The following is a 13,138-nucleotide window of genomic DNA, read 5'->3' as shown; positions in this document are numbered from 1 at the left end:
CCGGTCATATGAGCGCAAGCCTAATCGAGTTACAGGATGTAAACTACGCAACCAACCGGCGCACGATTCTGCATAACGTAAGCTTGACTGTACCAACCAATTCCGTAGTTGGTTTACTCGGACCAAACGGGAGTGGCAAATCAACTATTCTAAATTTAATCAGCGGAATAATCCGACCAACAGCCGGGCGAATACATATTGGAAAAGCCAGCATGAAGATTGGTGTCAGCTTTGGCGACTACGGTTTCTTCCCGGAATTTGATGCCATACGAAACCTCAGATTAGTTGCCCAAACCAAGCAAACTACGTTTGACCCGTCGTGGGTTGATGCTCAGCTCCATCACTGGGGCCTTTGGGAAAGCAGGCACCAGCCTTTCAGGCAGTATTCTGCAGGCATGAAACAAAAGCTGTCTCTTATTGGGGCCGTACTTGGCGATCCTGATCTGCTGTTATTGGATGAACCCATTAATCATCTGGACTGGGAAAGCACACAATTGCTCCGTCAGACTATAGAAGAACAACGCCTGCGAAGCAGTATTGTATTAGCCAGCCATGACATTTTGGATGTAGATGGCTTGTTAGATTATGTAGTATTAGTCAAAAAAGGAACAGTTGCCGTTGCTCAAACCAGTTCAACGGTTAGTCAGAAATTCGGCTCAGTTCATAAAGCTTACATCGCTACGTTTCACCGTGCACAATGAATACTATTCAGCAATTGATAAACCTGGAGTGGCTTAAAGCAGACAGCACAGTTAACCGTCGCTTTTTTGTCATTAGCCTGGCCGTTTATGCGCTTAACAGTAGCATTCGCCTGTTTATTTTAACTATTGACGATTCGCCTACAACCGATACTGTATTGAACGCTTTGGTAGAGAGCCATTTTCGTAATTGTGTTTTACTGGTTCCGCTTTGGGTAATTTTTAACGTATCGTATGAGTACGAACACCGAATCATAGTCAGGCACGTAGCCGAAGGCATGAAACCGGTATACTACTTTATTTCCAAATTTTTTCTACTCATTTTCATCGGCATCTTTCATATCCTGCTCAGCATACTGATTACGCTACTCGCTACGATTTCGCTAAAAATAGCCCCCCCTTTATTACTACCCTTATTTTTAGTCGAATTGCACACATTCGTCCTGTCTGTCGTTCTGGGGGTTTTTGCGCTATGTATCAGTTTTCAATTTAAGCACAGTCGGGAAGCGATTACCTTTTATTTGCTGTACATGGTCTGCGAATACTCACTCGTTGCACTTTACTACCGCTACAGTGGCACCAGTTTCCCATTTCCATTACCTTTTCAATCCATTCGGGCTTTGACTTACGAAACGGTCGGTGCAAATCAGGTCAGCCGTTTCTGGCAGGCTGACCGTACGTTTTTACTAGCCTTATCTGGCTACATAGTTACGTTCCTTCTACTCACTTACCGCCGTCTTACTCAATTAGATTTATTACCTAGCCGCCACTCTTAAGAATTGAGTGACAGAACTGCACTTTACAATAAAACCTGAAAAATAGAAACAGCAGGAATTACTCCCGACAGGCCAACTTTAATGTAATAGCAACAGTTTACGTCGACTGAATGAATACTGTTGCAGTCAATGTAAACCTTTTCAATTAATCATATAAAACACTATTTCTGTAGATTTTATATTAATTAGTATCTAATCCCGTTTTAACCACTCATTAATTCGGAGCCCATAGCTTTGCTGGTGAAATAACCGAATATTTACTATCATTTATATAGAGTAAGCAAGATGTGAACCGCGATGAATGATCCGGCAAAAAACCCTGAATAATTATTGACTTTATTACCTTCTGCCAACTATCTTGTTCACGACAGTTTAACGATCGGCCTGTATATCGTTAGTAAATCGCACCTCACACCGCCTTATCCAACCATATGACACCTCTTTTGGTTGTAAGAATCAAATGCTGTCAGTCTGTAGGCGTATCGTGATGCTACTTTTTTGCTTGCAGTATTAACAACAGTTAATTAGCCAATATCTTTCGCCACTTGTATGGATCCAAGTTTAACCGGAGTACGTATCTTAATCGTGGATGACAATACTCTGAATTTGAAACTTTTCAGCAAGATAATCGCCCGATGGGGAGCCATCACCGCTACGGCTGAGCATGGCAGGCAGGCCGTGGATATGGTTCAGCAGAATCTGGACAACGCAACGCCTTACCAAATTATCATCATGGACCTTCAGATGCCGGTCATGGACGGAGCAACTGCCTGCCGGACCATACGTGAATTTGACCAGTCGGTTGTCGTTCTGGCCGCATCGGCCAATGAACTGCTGAAGGAAGAAATGATGTCGAGCGGTTTTAATGACTGCGTTCTGAAACCGTTCGATACTGCCCAGCTTCACGAGAAACTAATCGCCAGCTTAGCCTAACATCTATGGTAATAACGTCTACGATCAACAATACCACTACCGTTTCTGAAGCCGAGCTAAGCCAACAGGTATACCGCCGGTCCTGGTACGTTACCAACATCATTATCTGGGCGTTCCTGTTCATTTATCCGTTCTTCACGATTCTGGATTTGATTTTTGCGCCGTATCTGTGGCAATCGCTGCTCCTGATCCGCCTGATCACCGTCCTGTTTGTCTACGTCGTGTATGAACTGGCCCGGAAACGGCGACTGGATTACCGTCTGCCTTTGCACGTCATGTTTGCCACGGTCTCGGTTACGTACGCCGGGCTGTGCAACCTCGTCGATCTGAGCGCCGTGAGTACGTACTTCCTAACGCTCTCGGTCCTTTTTCTGCTTATCAACTCGGTTATTTACTGGGAGTCGACAAACTCGTACCTGCATACCGCGCTGGCCATCATCCTGCTACTTCTGGGGTATTACATCCTGAATCAGCGGTATCCGCTGGCTACGTTCTTCGAAGAAGGCGGTCAGATTTTTCTTATCGTTGCGCTGTTCTCGGGATACATTCCCCGCACCCGCTACCGGCTGTTGTGGAAGGAAACCCGGCTGCAGCTGATCACCCAGCAGGCCAACCAGCAGCTGCAGGTGCTCAATGAAGAATTGTCTGACAAAAACCGGGTTATTTCCGAAACCAACGGCCAGTTGCAGCGGCTCAATGAGCAGAAAAACAACTTCATCTACATTGCCGGCCACGACCTGAAAAACCTGGTCGGTACGATTAAACTATCGGTCGGCGAGCTGCAATCGGAAAGCTGGGTTCTCAACAGCGATCAGCGCGAATACGTCGAGTACATCGGCGATGCCACCCAGCGCATCCAGTATCTGCTGAATAAGCTGCTGGACGTGAAGGACATCGAAGGGCCCGCCATCTCCTTCAACTACGAGGTGTTCGAGATCAACGAGGAGATTGAGAAGATTGTCAACATTCTCGAAGAAACAGCCGCCCAGAAGAGCATTACGCTGAACTACGATCCGTCGACCATCCCCATCTCGCTCCGGCTCGACCGGGTGTTTGCGGGGCAGATTTTTCAGAACCTCATCAACAACGCCATCAAGTTTTCGCAACCGGTCAATACGCTTACGCTGCAAACCACCCTGGCCGACAACCTGTTCGTTTTCGAACTGACCGACCGGGGGCAGGCTATCGGTCAGGAACGGCTGGACCAGATGTTCGGAAAACTCGATGAACTGTCGCACAACAACGTCAACTCCCCCGACCGGGCGGGTTTAGGCCTCTCTATTGCGCTTCGACTGACCGAAGCCATGAACGGTCATCTGTACTACCGCAGCAGCCCCGAAACCGGTAACTACTACCGGGTTGAATTTCCCAGCGTTTAACGAAGCCACGTTTAATCCATACCTGTACATCAGTTCGTATAGCTACCTTACATCTATGTCACTAATCAATATACGTCTTATCGCCGGTGGATTACTGGCAACAATACTCGTACCTTTTCAACTTCAGGCCCAGCGACCGGCCGTTGCGGCCCCGAAGGCAACACCGGCAGCGGTTATACCACCGGCACCGACTTCAGCCTCCCGCATTTCGTTTCAGGCGGCCGGCTACGACGATCAGACCATTCAGGGCCTCAGCGGCTCGTCGGCGTATTACCTGCGCCTGCCCGCCACCGCTACCCTGCAGAACGGGCAACTGGTGCTGTTTATGAAACCGTCGCAGGCGCTGCAGCTCAGCCAGTCGTCGGTAACGGTGCTGGTCCGCAACCAGCCGGCACTGAGCCTGCGGCTCGACCAGCTCGAACCAAACGCGCCCGTAACGATTCCCCTGTCCGAAGCCAGCCGCGATGCCGGTTCGCCGTTTGTGCAGGTCGAAATAAAAACACAGCTTAACATCACCAACGACCGCTGTAAGGACCTCGAAAACCCGGCCCTTTGGCTACGGGTGAGCGGTGCTTCGTTCGTTGCCTATAATCCGGCGGCTAACGGTGCCCAGCGCCTGAACCTGTCTAATTGCCTGCCTTCGAAGGAAGCCATTGTCTACCCGGCTAATCCGACGCCGAACGACATTCAGCTGGTAAGCGCCCTCTACAGCCGGCTGTTCACCCTGCGGCCGCGTGGCGTGGCGCTCTATGCCGCCGACAAAGCGCCGGATTCGCTCCGGAACGTCGTTGTGGTTGGGGAGGCCGGCAATCTGCCCGCCCGCTACAAAGCCCTGCTTACCCGCCAGCCGCAGGCCGGCCAAGGGTTGTTCTTCCTGCAAAAAGGGGTTGCCGCCGGCCCTGAAGTGCTGTTCGTAACCGGTGCCGACCAGGCCGGGTATGCCAAAACGGTAGGTGCCATTGCCAATCCTAATATTCTGGCGTCAGCCTTCGGCGATTTTCTGATTATTGACAAAGCCGCGGCTGCCGCACCGGCCGTTGAACGCACCGACCGGCTGACGCTGGCTCAGTTGGGTGGTACGCCCGACATGATGCAAGGCATCGGCTCCCTGCGCCGTTCGTATTCGTTCCGCCTGAGCGATTTCGCTGAGCAGCCGGGCGAAATTGAAACGCACCTGGAGGCCCGCTACAGCGGTCTGCAGCCCGGCGACCGGGGTTTCCTGAACCTCTACATCAATGGGGTGCTTTTCAGCACAACCACGCTCGACAAGTCGGGTCTGGTGTCGATTTCGCCCCGCCTGAAGCGGTACCTGCTCAAGCCGTTCAACGCACTGCAGGCCGAGTTCCGGTTCTTCCCCGGCACCAATGTCTGTCAGAACAGTTTTCTGAATTTCTTCGCGCAGGTCGACGTTCAGCGTTCGTCCATCCGCCTTACGTCGCCGTATTCAACCGAGCAACTTAGTTTCCTGCAATTCCCCGGGGCGTTCCAGAACAAACCGATTGCGCTGGTGGTCAGCAAGTCGCAGCTGGTGCCCGCGATTCCGGGTATCTGTGAAGTGGTGCGTCAGCTGAACATCGGCAACACCAGCCAACCGGCCTTTCTGTCGGTGCCGGCGGTGTACACCTCCGAGGTTTATGCCAAGGGCGATTCTACCAAAGGGAACCTGATCGTGTTCCTCGACCGGGGCGACAACCTGTGGGGGCAATTCGACAAAGCACCGGTGCAGTTTCAGCGCGATTTCCGCCTGTACAGCGACGACCGCAGCCGGCCGCTGTTTGCCGTGTCGGACTCGGTATCGTGCGGAGTGGCGCAGGTGTTTGAGCAGGGCGATCAGGCCGTACTGCTGATGGCCGTCAACGGAACCGCGGCCAATGAAGCGTTCCGCAATGCCGCCCGCTACGTAACGGACCAGTTGACAAACCTCGCCAGCAACGTCCTGATTACGGCCGGTACGAACCGGTACCTGTTTAACCTGACCGAAGATCAGTCGGTGATCGATTACAACGACGGCTTCGGAAAAGCCCGCGACTGGTGGCAGCAATACAACCTGTATGTGCTGGGCGTCCTGCTGATTCTGGTCCTGCTGGCTTTCCTGTACGTTCGGTCCAAAGTAAAAGGCTCACAGGCCATTTTTGAAAATTAACATGCGCTATCTGATTTGCCTGCTTCTGCTGATAGGCAGCCTTAATGGGTATGCCAACCCAAAGTCGGCCTGGCCAATGCCGAAGCGGAAATTCATGCTGGTGCCGGGTGTGTATTACTACCGGGCTACCAGCTATTGGAACCCCGACCGGCAGGTGATTGCCTTCGGTAATGGCGCCCGCTTTACCTCGGTAAACGTCCGGCTCTACGGCGAATATGGTCTGTCCGACCGCTGGACGCTGGTTGGTACGCTGCCGTTTATTACCAATTCGTACGTGAGCAATACGCCCCCCGACAACCGCAACAGCGGCCTGGCCGATGCTGAACTGGGGGTTCGGTATAACCTGCTGAACGTCGAAAACCGGCGGTATCTGTCGGTGCAGGGCCTCGGCATTGCTCCGTTGTATCAGAACGACACCAAAGTCCCGTTTCTGGGCTACGCCAGTAGTGGTGCCGAACTACGGCTGCTCTACGCCGGCAGTCTGAAACTTGGCGCCAAGGATGCGTATTTCAACACGGAGGTGGGCTATCGGCGGTTTTTCAACGCGGGTGATTTCCGGCTGAGTCAGGTTCCGCTGCTGGCCACCTTTGGCTGGTACGTATCCGAGAAGAACGTCTTGGTCGGTGAACTGAGCGGACTGATTTCCTACAGCAACCGTTTCCGCGAACTGAACCCTGCTAACCTGGCGGTCAACACTGACTTCCGGTTTTTCAAAGCCAGCCTCAGCTACGGCCGGAAACTGGGCGAATCGGCCTGGGTCTACGCCGGCATCTATCGTGATTTTTACGGCCGGAACGTTGGGATTGGCCGTGGCTTTACTGTAACCTCGGTAATTCGGTTTTAACTTATGCAAGACGCAACGATTCATACCGTATCCGCCACCGACTGGCTTCGGGAAGCCGGCCTGCTGACGCGTGAGCAGCAGGAACGGATTGCCCGCTTTCAGACCCGGACGCAGTTTGCCGCCGTCAAGATTCTGCTCAACTTCGGCTACCTGTCCCGCAGGCAATATGAACGGGTCCTGAGCGAACACGGCTACGAGCTGATAAACATCCGGGCTGAAGAGCACGACATGGAGGTAGTGAGCCGGATCGACCTGCGCGTCGCCGACCGTTTTCTGGCTCTGCCGCTGCGGCTGCAGGACGACAAGGTGGTAGTGGCCATGGCCGACCCTACCGACGAAACCTATATCCAATTGGTGCGGGAGACGTTCGGGCGGGACCTGATCATTCTGCCGGCTTCTGACCTGGACATTACCTGGCTGAGCCACAAACTCCTGGGCGAACCCTTCGTTAAATCGGCGGTGTTCGAACTGGTCAACCGCGATCCGCAAAGCTCGGCGCTCATTACGTTCACCACCACGCAACTGGTCGTTATCTTCGGGGCGATTGCCATAGTGATAGCGCTGCTGTGTCTCGACTTTGTCAACACGACGATCGCCATCAACGTAGTAATGAGCAGCTTTTTTCTGATTGCGATCTGTTTCAAGCTGTTTCTGGCCTTGGTTGGTTCGCGCTTTGAACTGCATCAGGCCGTTACGAAGGAGGAAGTGAAGCAGGTACGGAACGAAGACCTGCCGGTCTACACCATCCACCTGCCGGTATACAAGGAAGACAAGCTGATCCGGAAACTGATCTGGAACCTACAGAGTCTCGACTACCCAATGGAGCAGCTGGACATCAAGCTGCTGATTGAGGAAGACGACGACAAAACGCTGAACGCCGTGCGGGCCCTGGAGTTTCCGGCCATTTTTGAGGTGGTAGTCGTACCGTTTCACATGCCGAAAACCAAACCCAAAGCCTGCAATTACGGCCTGCACTTTTCGCGGGGTAAATTCCTGACCATCTACGACGCGGAAGATATTCCGGACCCGGACCAGTTAAAGAAGACGGTGTTCCTGTTCAACAAACTGCCCGAGAATTTCATCTGCCTGCAGGGAGCGCTGAACTACTTTAACCGGAACGAGAACCTGCTCACCCGGATGTTTACCCTGGAGTACAGCTACTGGTTCGATTACATGCTGCCGGGGCTGGGTACCCTCGACATTCCGATTCCGCTCGGCGGCACCAGTAACCACTTCAAGCTCGACGTACTCCGCGAGCTGGGGGCCTGGGACCCGTTCAACGTAACGGAAGATGCCGACCTGGGGGTGCGGGCGTTCGCGAAAGGCTACAAAGTGGCCATTGTGAACTCGACCACCTATGAAGAAGCCAACAACGAGCCGTTCAACTGGATCCGGCAGCGGTCGCGCTGGATCAAGGGCTACATGCAGACGTACCTCGTACACATGCGCAGCCCACGCAAGCTGATTGAAAAAATCGGCTGGAAGGGCTTTCTGGGTTTCAACTTCTTCATCGGCGCTACGCCCATGACGTTCCTGCTGTACCCGTTGCTGCTTCTGTTCTTCATCACGTACCTGGTGTTCGACCTGAAAGCGATCCGTCCGCTGTTCCCCGACTGGGTGTTGTACATCTCGACCTTCAACCTGATCGTGGGGAACATCCTGATGATCTATATCAACATGCTGGCGGTGTTCAAACGCCGGTTCTATGAGCTGATCTGGTTCTCGCTGGTGAATCCGCTGTACTGGCTGATGCACTCGATTGCCGCCTACAAAGGACTCTGGCAATTGATTACAAAGCCGTTCTACTGGGAGAAAACCAACCACGGTCTGAGCAAAACCAACCCCGTTGCCCCGAAACCATCATGACCCGCGCCCGACTCTGGATCTTTGTGACGGCCGTTCTGCTGGCCGCGTACTATCTGCTGATCGGACTGAACGGACAGCGGCTGGGTTTCCATACGCAAGAAGCCTTGTTCCTGAGCGAGAAGGCCATGATTGTGTGGCAGGGCATCGGCGATAAGCTGCCGGTCATCGGGCTGACGTTCCCCGTCTTTCCGTTCTTTTTCAGCCTGGCCCTCAGCAGTGCCTTTCCGCTGCTTGGCCCCGTGATCGCATCGGCCCTGGGCATGGCCGTTCTGTTTTATCTGGTGCTGGACGATCAGCGCGAACTCGACGTTCCCTGGCTAATCCGGCTTGGAACGGTCCTGACGTTCTTTCTGCATCCGGGTCTGCTCTACGCAGCCGCATCGGGCCGCAGCGTGTACGCCGTTCTGCTGTTTGGATACCTGTTTTTCAGAAGCCTGCTGGCCTATTTCCGCTCGAACACGACGTACCATGTATCCCTGGCCAGTTTGTTTCTGGTCTGTCTGGTGTTCAGCGCGTTTGATTTTGCGTGGCTGTGTCTGTTCCTGCTGCCGCTGGTGCTGTTCATGTCGCTGCAGGGATTGTCGCTGCGGGGTGACGATACGCTGATCCGGCTGGGGTTGGCTTTCAACAACCTGTCGCTGCGCCGAAAACTGGTCAACAAGTCGTTTGCGCTGCTGGTCCTGCTGTTCATGCTGCCGCTGGCAGGGCTGTTTCTGTTCAGTCTGCTGAACCGGTTGTACGCCGGCGACTCGCAATACTTCCTGGACAGTCCGTATGCCAACTGGCGCGTGCTGACCAATCAGGTTTTACAGGTCGATTACGTTAATCACCCCGACGAGTTTCTGCTGCCGGATACGAATCTGCTGATTTCATTACGCCGGTTGCTGTATGCCCCCCTCCTGCTGCTGGTGCTGCTGAACTTCCGGGGACGGACGTATCAGCTGCTGACCTTGCTGAGCCCGTTCGCCCTGATCGAATTCCTGTACATCAAGAATCCGTCTGTTCCGTTCGTGGCGGAGTATTACCAGATTTTTCTGGTACTGGGCCTGGTGGGGCTGGCTACGCTGTCGGTCACGCAGCTTCGTCGGCTGCAGGGGCTGGCATTCGGTCTGATGCTGGTTCAGATTCTGACGGGCGGCCTTCGCATCGCTACGTCGGCCTACGAGGAAGAGCGCACGTTTCTGGAATCGGCGCTGCCCTGGCGTCCGGCCAACAACCTGGCCCACCGCGAAACGGATGATCTGGTTCGGATCATCCGGAAGTTACCGCGCAACAGCCGCATCCTGACCGACGATGCTACCGCCTACCCGATCATCGCCCTGACGCAGAACGTGCGGCCATTTGTGCTGCCGTACCAGCAGAATTACCTGTCGGCGCTGACGAATCCCGATTCGTTCGCTGATTTTTTGCTGATCCACGTTGAAGCCACCAACCCGGTAGCCCGGTTTGCGGTCATCAATCAGGCGTATCTAAGTAGCTTACGCACCCGGTCTCAGCGTCCTCTGGCGCTCGTGGGCAGCAGCTCGGAATGGCGGCTCTACCGGTTCACAAAACCCCGGAAGGCCGCATCCCCTGCTCAGGAACCCAATCTGGCCTTGGCCGGGACAGCCACTCAGCCGTAGGCAATTACTCCGTCTCGACGTAGTTGAGGTCTTTGCTGAAGGTTTCTTCCATATAGTACAGCGCGATCAGGGCCAGGGCAATGGTCAGCAAGCCAACTCCCAGGGCACTGTAGAGCGTACCGACATACGACTTACCGAATACGAACAGCGACGTTAGTGGAATGACGGCTCCCCGCACAAAGTTGGGGACCGTCGTGGCCACCGTTGCCCGGAGGTTGGTGCCAAACAGTTCGGCGGCAATGGTCACGAATAAAGCCCAGTAGCCGTTGGCAAAGCCCAGGAATACGCAGATCAGGTAGAACGCATCGATGTCGCGCAAGGGGGCCAGCAGATAGACGAGCACAAACACCGACGACAGCAGAATAAAGCCCCGAATGGCTCGCTTTCGGCTCTGCAGGCGTTGGCTGAGCAGGCCACTCGCTACGTCGCCGAACACCTGCCCGGTAAACGACAGCATCACGGCTTTTCCGGCAACAACGGGCGCCGACAGGCCCATCGCCTGCCCAAACTCCGGCGAGAACGTAATCAGGATACCCACGACAAACCAGATGGGTAGCCCAACCAGAATGCATTGCAGGTATTTCAGCAGACGGGTCCGGTCGTTGAACAGCATGACGAGATCGCCCCGCTTTACCTGACGTTCCTTGACGGTTTCGAAGATGCGGGATTCGAAAATATTGACCCGCAGCACCAGCAGCAGCAGACCGAGTCCGCCCCCGATGAAGTACGCGTTCCGCCACTCGAACAGATCGGCGACGAAGTACGCCATGATGGCTCCCAGTACGCCCATCGTCGCGACGATGGTCGTACCATAACCCCGGATTTTCTTCGGCAGCACTTCCGTCACCAGCGTAACCCCGGCTCCGAGCTCACCCGCCAGACCAACGCCCGCTACAAAGCGAAGAATGGCGTACTGGTTCAGGGAGGTGATCAGGCCGTTGCCGATGTTGGCCAGCGAATAAATCAGGATGGAGCCGAACAGCACCGACAATCGGCCGCGCTTGTCGCCCAGCACACCCCAGAAGATACCCCCAATCAGCATCCCGGCCATCTGCATGTTCAGGAGCATGATGCCGTCGGGAAGCAGCCGGTCGGGGGTGGTTCCCAGCGCTTTCAGACTCGGCACCCGCACGACACTGAACAGAAACAGGTCGTACATATCCACTAAATAGCCCAGCGCGGCCACGAGTACCGGGAGTTGCAACAGTTGCTGGGTAAGGGTTTTCGGCTCGGTTTTCGGTTGTTCGACCATGGTTTGTCTGGCCCAGGCTCCCGCCTGGGCCGTGTATGTTAATTAACAGGCCAAGCCTGAACGGTACGCCGTAGCGGCCTGGCCCGGACGTTAGACTTGTTGTGGTACGGTATAGGGTGCGCGGTATTTACGGCTAAGCATGGCATTGGCTTCGGCATCACCAAGGAACACTTCCTTCTTCGGATCGAACTTCAGCGTCCGGCCCAGGCGGTAGGCGATGTTGCCGAGGTGCGCGATCCCTGACGACAGGTGCGCCGTTTCGACCGGCCCGTTCAGTTTGGACTTGTCCCGCGCCCGAACCGCTTCGATGAAGTTCAGGTAGTGATCGCCACCGGCTTTACCAGACGGTCCCGGTTCGCGCTCCCGGCCCAGGTACGTTTTGTAATCGTTGTAGCCATTGATGACCATGTAGCCTTTGTCGCCGTAGAAGATATTGCCGATCTCTATGCCATCTTCCTTATTGGTCATCCACGGGCGCACTTCGAACTGGATAACCTTGCCTTCTTTCGGGTATTTGTACACCGAGGTAAGCGTTTCAGGGGTCTCTTTGCAGTCGTTCCAGAGAAACTTACCACCGGCAGAGCTGATCTCTTCAGGCAAGCCTACATCCAGCCCCCACATGCACAGGTCGGTTTCGTGAATACCCTGGTTGCCAATGTCGCCGTTGCCGTAGTTCCAGAACCAGTGCCAGTTGTAGTGGACGTAGTTCTTGCTGAACTCGCGGGCTTCGGCGGGGCCTTGCCACAGATCCCAGTTCAACGTATCGGGCGCGGAGGAGTTACCCTGGTTGCCGATGTCGGGCCGCCACTTATACACGAGTCCCCGCGCCATATACACCTTCCCGATCAGGCCGTCGCGCAGGTGTTTGATGGCTTCCTGAATAGCGGTTGAGCTGCGTAGCTGCACGCCGTGCTGCACGATCCGGTTGTATTTCTTCGCGGCTTCAACCATTTTCCTCCCTTCGTACAGATTATGCGAACCGGGCTTCTCGACGTACACATCCTTCCCGGCCTGGCACGCCCAGATTGCTGCCAGCGAGTGCCAGTGGTTGGGCGTAGCGATGCTCACGGCATCGATGTTCTTGTCGTCGTAGACCTTACGGAGATCCTGCTCCATCTGCACTTTCCGGTTGTATTTCTTCTCAAACTCACCGGCGCGTTTGGCCAGAATGTCTTTGTCGACATCGCACAGCGTCACGACCTCAACATTGGTCAGTTTCGAGAAACCGGCGATGTGGTCGGTACCGCGACCGTTCACGCCGATCACGGCCACGCGAATCCGGTCATTGGCACCGAAGGCATGCGCCGGAATGATCGTCGGCATACCGAGCACCGCCAGCGAGCCGGTAGCCGCCGTCTTGAGGAAAGTCCTCCGGGAGTTGGGTTGGTTGTTCATGATGCATAAGGTTTAGGAAAAAAGGGGTTCAAACGCAGAGAAGCAGAGGATACGCAGAGAAAACAGAGTTTTAGTTGAGGTGAATTATGAATAACCTTCAAAACAATTCACTGAATTACAGTCATCTAACTTAGCGTTTTTTTTGTCATCCCGACGCCAGGACCGGGCCGCCGGAGCGGGGATCTTTGGGTGAGGCTGAGAATCCCTCCTGCTACCGAAGATCCCCGCTC

Annotated in this window: 10 protein-coding genes; 8 read left to right on the top strand and 2 right to left on the bottom strand. The window is 54.4% G+C overall.

The window, feature by feature from the left end; genetic code table 11:
• The first annotated feature begins 8 nt into the window (after positions 1-8).
• The 8 genes from DYU11_RS17010 (at position 9) to DYU11_RS16975 (ending at position 10,261) form a co-directional block, all read left to right on the top strand.
• Positions 9-701, top strand: coding sequence for an ATP-binding cassette domain-containing protein (locus DYU11_RS17010; protein ID WP_119668916.1), 693 nt, complete (start codon positions 9-11; stop codon positions 699-701).
• Positions 698-1,474 (top strand): hypothetical protein, encoded by a 777-nt coding sequence (locus DYU11_RS17005; protein WP_119668915.1) that lies wholly within the window; start codon positions 698-700, stop codon positions 1,472-1,474. Before DYU11_RS17010 ends, DYU11_RS17005 begins: the two co-directional genes overlap by 4 nt.
• Positions 1,475-2,023: 549 nt before the next feature.
• A complete protein-coding gene (locus DYU11_RS17000; RefSeq protein ID WP_119668914.1) occupies positions 2,024-2,407 on the top strand; it encodes a response regulator in 384 nt (127 codons plus the stop codon).
• A gap of 5 nt (positions 2,408-2,412) precedes the next feature.
• Positions 2,413-3,786 carry a sensor histidine kinase gene (locus DYU11_RS16995; protein ID WP_119668913.1) on the top strand — a complete coding sequence of 458 codons (1,374 nt, stop codon included), beginning with the start codon at positions 2,413-2,415 and terminating at the stop codon, positions 3,784-3,786.
• Positions 3,787-3,841: 55 nt separating this feature from the next.
• Entirely contained in the window at positions 3,842-5,929 is a 2,088-nt protein-coding gene (locus DYU11_RS16990; protein WP_147367953.1) for a cellulose biosynthesis cyclic di-GMP-binding regulatory protein BcsB, read from the top strand.
• Position 5,930: 1 nt separating this feature from the next.
• On the top strand, positions 5,931-6,773 hold the full coding sequence (locus DYU11_RS16985; RefSeq protein WP_119668911.1) for a hypothetical protein: 843 nt from the start codon (positions 5,931-5,933) through the stop codon (positions 6,771-6,773).
• Between the two features lie 3 nt (positions 6,774-6,776).
• Positions 6,777-8,639: a glycosyltransferase gene (locus tag DYU11_RS16980; protein WP_119668910.1), complete on the top strand. Its 1,863-nt coding sequence runs from the start codon at positions 6,777-6,779 to the stop codon at positions 8,637-8,639.
• Positions 8,636-10,261 carry a hypothetical protein gene (locus DYU11_RS16975; protein WP_119668909.1) on the top strand — a complete coding sequence of 542 codons (1,626 nt, stop codon included), beginning with the start codon at positions 8,636-8,638 and terminating at the stop codon, positions 10,259-10,261. Before DYU11_RS16980 ends, DYU11_RS16975 begins: the two co-directional genes overlap by 4 nt.
• A 4-nt stretch (positions 10,262-10,265) precedes the next feature.
• Here DYU11_RS16975 and DYU11_RS16970 read toward each other — a convergent pair whose 3' ends face one another.
• Together DYU11_RS16970 and DYU11_RS16965 are read right to left on the bottom strand one after the other, a co-directional pair.
• Positions 10,266-11,513, bottom strand: a complete 1,248-nt coding sequence (locus DYU11_RS16970) for an MFS transporter (protein WP_119668908.1) — start codon at positions 11,511-11,513, stop codon at positions 10,266-10,268.
• A 90-nt stretch (positions 11,514-11,603) separates the two neighbouring features.
• Positions 11,604-12,908, bottom strand: coding sequence for a Gfo/Idh/MocA family oxidoreductase (locus DYU11_RS16965; RefSeq protein WP_119668907.1), 1,305 nt, complete (start codon positions 12,906-12,908; stop codon positions 11,604-11,606).
• Positions 12,909-13,138: the final 230 nt, after the last annotated feature.

The organism is Fibrisoma montanum (genome assembly GCF_003583365.1).
Classification (GTDB): Bacteria; Bacteroidota; Bacteroidia; order Cytophagales; family Spirosomataceae; genus Fibrisoma; species Fibrisoma montanum.
Note: the sequence above shows the minus strand (reverse complement) of the source record. Positions and strands in the feature narration are given on the sequence as shown.